Annotated in this window: 3 protein-coding genes and 1 pseudogene; 2 read left to right on the plus strand and 2 right to left on the minus strand. The window is 59.9% G+C overall.

The window, feature by feature from the left end; all coding sequences use genetic code 11:
- Positions 1–188: 188 nt before the first annotated feature.
- Both MSKU9_RS17465 and MSKU9_RS17470 read left to right on the plus strand, forming a co-directional pair.
- A complete protein-coding gene (locus MSKU9_RS17465) occupies positions 189–1,289 on the plus strand; it encodes a Fic family protein (protein WP_078524664.1) in 1,101 nt (366 codons plus the stop codon).
- Positions 1,290–1,667: 378 nt separating this feature from the next.
- A complete protein-coding gene (locus MSKU9_RS17470) occupies positions 1,668–3,113 on the plus strand; it encodes a tyrosine-type recombinase/integrase (protein ID WP_141262620.1) in 1,446 nt (481 codons plus the stop codon).
- 112 nt (positions 3,114–3,225) lie between these two features.
- On the opposite strand, the pseudogene MSKU9_RS17475 reads toward MSKU9_RS17470, so the two are convergent.
- Both MSKU9_RS17475 and MSKU9_RS17480 read right to left on the minus strand, forming a co-directional pair.
- Positions 3,226–3,528, minus strand: a pseudogene (locus MSKU9_RS17475) (integrase core domain-containing protein); the annotation flags it as partial.
- 4 nt (positions 3,529–3,532) lie between these two features.
- Positions 3,533–4,741: an IS30 family transposase gene (locus tag MSKU9_RS17480; protein ID WP_141262621.1), complete on the minus strand. Its 1,209-nt coding sequence runs from the start codon at positions 4,739–4,741 to the stop codon at positions 3,533–3,535.
- Between the last annotated feature and the right edge of the window lie 108 nt (positions 4,742–4,849).

Below are 4,849 nucleotides of genomic sequence, written 5' to 3' on the forward strand. Positions count from 1 at the left end.
ATCTCTTGAATCGCTCATGATTCATAGCTGAACCAGAATAGAAATATTCAGCAAGGCGGCAGTCGCCGGGTGCTTACACTCTGAGTTCATACGCAGCATAATCCGTCACGCCGAAGGATCGATAGATTAGACTTCTATCAATCATAAAAATGCGATATAATGATTGATAGAGCCTTGGGGTATCAATCATGCTTTGGAATTGGCAGCTTCCGGACTGGCCACATTTTCACTTCGAGAAAAGCTGTCTGCGAGACGCCGAAACGGAGTTCCTAAAAGGTTCAGGCGTGGTCGTCGGTGCGATGCAGCATCTGGACAAAGACGCCAATCAGCATCTTGTCGTTCAACTCATGTCGCAAGAAACGGTCGAGAGCTCCGCTATTGAAGGCGAGGTGCTTGATCGGGCCAGTGTGCAATCGTCGATTGCGCGACACCTTGGCTTCGCCACAGACAGGCGACGTTCTACGCCAACTGAGGCTGGGGCTGCTGAATTGATGGCGGACCTCTATCGGCATTATGCGGCCCCTTTGACTGACCAGAGTCTCTTTGAGTGGCATGCCATGCTCATGAATGGTCGGCGAGATCTGGATGTCATTGGCGGGTATCGGACGCATGCCGAGGCAATGCAGATTATCTCCGGCCCCATCCATGCGCCGCACATCCACTTCGAAGCCCCGCCATCTCGAAGCGTCCCTTCGGAGATGGCGCAGTTTATCGGCTGGTTTAACAGGACCGCCCCAGGCGGGATTGACCCCTTGCCCGCGATTGAGCGGGCTGCGATTGCGCATCTGTGGTTTGAGACCATTCATCCCTTTGAAGATGGAAATGGTCGCATCGGACGGGCTATTGCTGAAAAAGCATTGGCGCAAACCCTCGCAGCCCCAACGCTGACGGCGTTGGCCGCGACCATCAATACATACAAGAAAGCGTACTATCTCGAACTGCATCGGGCCAGCAAGACGAACCAGATAGAGAACTGGATGGTCTGGTTCTCTCAGGTCGTGTTGGAGGCGCAATCCCGCACGCTTCGGAATATCCGGTTTCTTATTGAGAAAACGCGGTTTCTGGATCGCTTACGCGGAAAACTGAACATTCGTCAGGAGAAGGCCCTGCTTCGAATGCTGGCAGAAGGGCCTGATGGTTTTCAAGGTGGCCTGAGTGCCCAGAATTATCGGTCGATTACAGGGGCGACGTCTGCCACGGCGACGCGCGATCTGGTTGATCTGGTGGCGCGTGGTGCTCTTATTCGGACAGGAGAAAACCGGTATGCCCGGTATTCTCTTCGTCTCTGACAAACATGTAGTTTACTGTTCAACCACGAAAAAACCTTCAAGGTCGCTGCATTATGGACGCGGATAATCTGACAGAGCTCCCGACCGCGCTAGATGGCATTTTCGGCCACGATTAACTGGAGGTGCCAAATAGGTGGTTGGTAAAATAGGATTTCTGTTTCCATTCATGAGGCATTTCGACAAAAATCCCAAAATGCGCCTGTTCCAGAGCCTTTCCACCCTGCCTGCCTGTCTGCCCCTCCCCTGCTGCCCGCGTAGCGGTCGGCTCTGTCCTTCCGAACCGCTGGCCCAGCCTAGACCGGGCCAGCGGAAAAGAGGCAGAGGCGACCCCGGTCACCTTTTTTGCACCCAGGGGGCTTCTGACCGGGAAAGCCGGTCATGCTGAGCGACATCCGGATCCTCGGCTCCAGCAGGCGCGCGCAGGCCGCGCTGCACGCCCGCGTTGACCATTTGACACGGCAGCGTCTGGCCGAGACACAGGATCCGGCGCGCTGGCGCGAAATCCTCTCGACCGCGCGTTTCACCCCACCCCTGCCCCTGCTTCTGGCCGGTATCGAGCGGCCGGACGGCACCTATTCCCCGGATACTCCCCTCGCCCAGGGCGTGCCATATGCCGCAGCGGCCCAACAGATGGCTCAGGACCATGTGGCCGATATCCCATCAGGGTTCGAACTGGCCGTCGGACTGGAAATCGATGATGGCGTGCCCAGCTTCCTGGCCTGGTTCCGGTCGCTCCAGCCCATAGGCTCCTGTCCCAAGACGTCAGATACCGCGCTTCCTGCGCCCGTCGGCCAACCGGCAGCAGCCGTCGCGCAATGGTTTTCTGTCGTCTCGGCGCAACCTGTACCCGAACATGATGGCCGCCTTGCCACCGCCCGTCAGGCGGCTGATGCCTATATGCACCGCAGCAAGGCCGGGAACACGCTACGCACCTATCGTGCCGCCGTGCGATCCTGGTGCCAGTGGGCTGCTGGCCATGCCCTGCCCGCCCTGCCAGCCCGCGGCGAAGATGTCGCCGCCTATCTGGCCGACATGGCGCTACAGGGGCGCAGGACCAGCACCATCGACCTGCACCGTGCCGCCCTGCGCTACCTGCACCACCTGGCCCAGATCGCCGTGCCAACCTCTCACCCGATGGTGACCGCAACCCTCGCCGGCATCCGTCGGGAAGCCAAGGAGGCCCTGCCCCGCCAGAAAACCGCGCTCACCTGGGACAGGCTGGTCCGGGTCGTCGAGGCCATCAGTCCACATGATCTGGTCGGCGCGCGGGACCGGGCCATTCTGCTCCTCGGCTTTGCCGGCGCGTTCCGGCGCTCCGAGCTTGCCGCACTGAAGGTGGACGACATCATGGTGGACGAGGATGGCATGCAGATCCGGCTGGGCCGGTCCAAGGGGGATCCCCAGCGCAGGGGCGCGCTGATCGGCATCCCGCGGGGCCTGACCCGGAACTGCCCGGTTCTGGCATACGAGACCTGGCTTCGGCAGGCCGGGATCACGGAAGGTCCGGTCTTCCGGCGCATCTGGTCAGCGCGGGACCGCAGGGCGGGCACCACTCCCGTCGGGACCTCGCCCAGGATCGGGCCGCACGCCCTGTCGGACCGGGCGGTCACGGACATCATCCGTAAGAGATGCGGCGACACCCACCTCGAAGGGGATTTTGGCGGGCACAGCCTGCGCCGCGGGGCCATCACCACGGGAGCGAAAGACGGGTATGACCTTCTGGAACTGAAGCGCTTCTCGCGGCACAAAAGCCTTCAGGTCGTCGAGACCTATATCGACGAGGCCAGCATCAAGGCCCGGCACCCGGGAAGGTCGAGATTCTGAGCCTGTCTTGACCCCTACCTCCAGAGCGCTTCAACTCGCCTTCAACCGCAACACGTCAGGGTGGACTAAAGTGAACTGCCCCGAGTTTACCGGAGAGCAATTTATTCAGTAATCAGGCAGCGATATCAAGTCTGCTCTGATCTGCATGGAAGGCGCGTTCGGCTTCGGCGGGAGGCCTGTAGCCAATAGGCGCCAGCAGGCGCCGGTTATTGTACCAGTCCACCCATTTGAGTGTTTCCCATTCGACCTGCGCCATGGATTTCCATGGCCCCAGATGATGGATGACCTCGGCCTTGTATAAACCGTTGATCGTCTCCGCCAGTGCATTATCATAACTGTCACCGACTGTGCCGACCGAGGCATCGATGCCAGCCAGCGCCAGGCGTTCGGTATATCGGATCGACAGGTATTGGGCGGTTTCAACCGGTCGCCGCAACACCTTCGATCATATCCTGTTTGAGTAGCCGGTCGAGCGCTTCTGCGGGGGTTCTCCATTCGAGTGTTTTTCGTGGCCTCGTATTTAGAGCATGGGCAACAGCGCTCAGTTCTTCGATGCAATGCTGACTGAGATCGGTGCCTTTGGGAAAGTATTGGCGGAGCAGGCCATTGGTGTTTTCGTTGCTCCCGCGCTGCCATGGGCTCTGAGGGTCGCAGAAGTAGATATCAAGACCAGTGTCGATCCGAAGCTGAGCGTGCTGCGCCATCTCTGCACCCTGATCCCAGGTCAGGGAACGGCGCAGATGTGTCGGGAGATCCATAATGGTTTCGGAGATGGCAGCGCGGACGGCTTCAGCACCATGACCGGCAAGAGCCGGACCGTTCTTGATCGACTTGGCCTTGCCGTGGCCTTCCATGCGCGGCAGGTGCAAGAGCATAGTGAAGCGCGTGGTGCGTTCAACCAGTGTGCCGATCGCCGAACTGCCAAGGCCGAGAATGAGGTCGCCTTCCCAATGTCCCGGCACCGCTCTGTCGTTAATTTCGGCAGGCCGATCGCTGATCATAAGCGCATCTGAGATGAAGGACTTGCCTCGGTTTTTGGCTCGTTCCCGAGGCAGACGCAGTGCCCGTCCAGAGCGAAGACAGGCCGAGAGTTCCCGCTTCAGAACTCCACGTCCTTGGATGTAGAGTGCCTGATAGATGGCTTCATGGCTGATGCGCATGGTTGGATCCTCGGGAAAGTCCACCTTCAGGCGCTGCGCGATCTGCTCGGGGCTCCACGCCGAAGACCAGCGTCGGCTTTGCCGATGAACGGCCCGTCGCTTCTTCCATACTACAACCGGCCCATCGAAGGCGATGCCCTCGGGCGTGGCGATCAGGCCGGCGAGGCGATTCTGCACGTAGCCGCGCAGGGCGGGATTGTTCGCCAGCTTGCTGATTTTTGGGCGTCGCGCCGCACGATCCGCATGCCACTGTGCAGTGAGAGCCCGGTAGTCGAAGTCTCCTCCGCGGGTCGCCGAGTTGCGCCTAATCTCGCGGGAGATCGTACTGGGCGCCCGCCCAAGCTTGTGCGCGATGGCACGCACGCCGGTGCCCCGAGCGCATTCCAAGGCGATTTCCTCGCGTTCTGCGAAAGTGAGATTACGGCGCTTCAGTTTGGGTGCCGAGGGCGCAAGATGTGTGGGGGGCATTCCGCCAGAGCTCCGAAACCACCGGATTCCAAGGGACTATCCTGAATTTTGTGCGGTGCAGTGATAATCTGCTCGAAGAGGAGCCCCCGCATGAGCATTGATAAAGAT

It is taken from the genome of Komagataeibacter diospyri (genome assembly GCF_006538165.1).
GTDB classification, from domain to species: Bacteria; Pseudomonadota; Alphaproteobacteria; order Acetobacterales; family Acetobacteraceae; genus Komagataeibacter; species Komagataeibacter diospyri.

What these genes read in the sequence shown, in the direction of transcription:
- MSKU9_RS17465 (WP_078524664.1), top strand. Translation starts at nt 189, where the DNA reads ATGCTTTGGAATTGGCAGCTTCCGGACTGGCCACATTTTCACTTCGAG.
- MSKU9_RS17470 (WP_141262620.1), top strand. Translation starts at nt 1,668, where the DNA reads ATGCTGAGCGACATCCGGATCCTCGGCTCCAGCAGGCGCGCGCAGGCC.
- MSKU9_RS17480 (WP_141262621.1), bottom strand. Translation starts at nt 4,741, where the DNA reads ATGCCCCCCACACATCTTGCGCCCTCGGCACCCAAACTGAAGCGCCGT.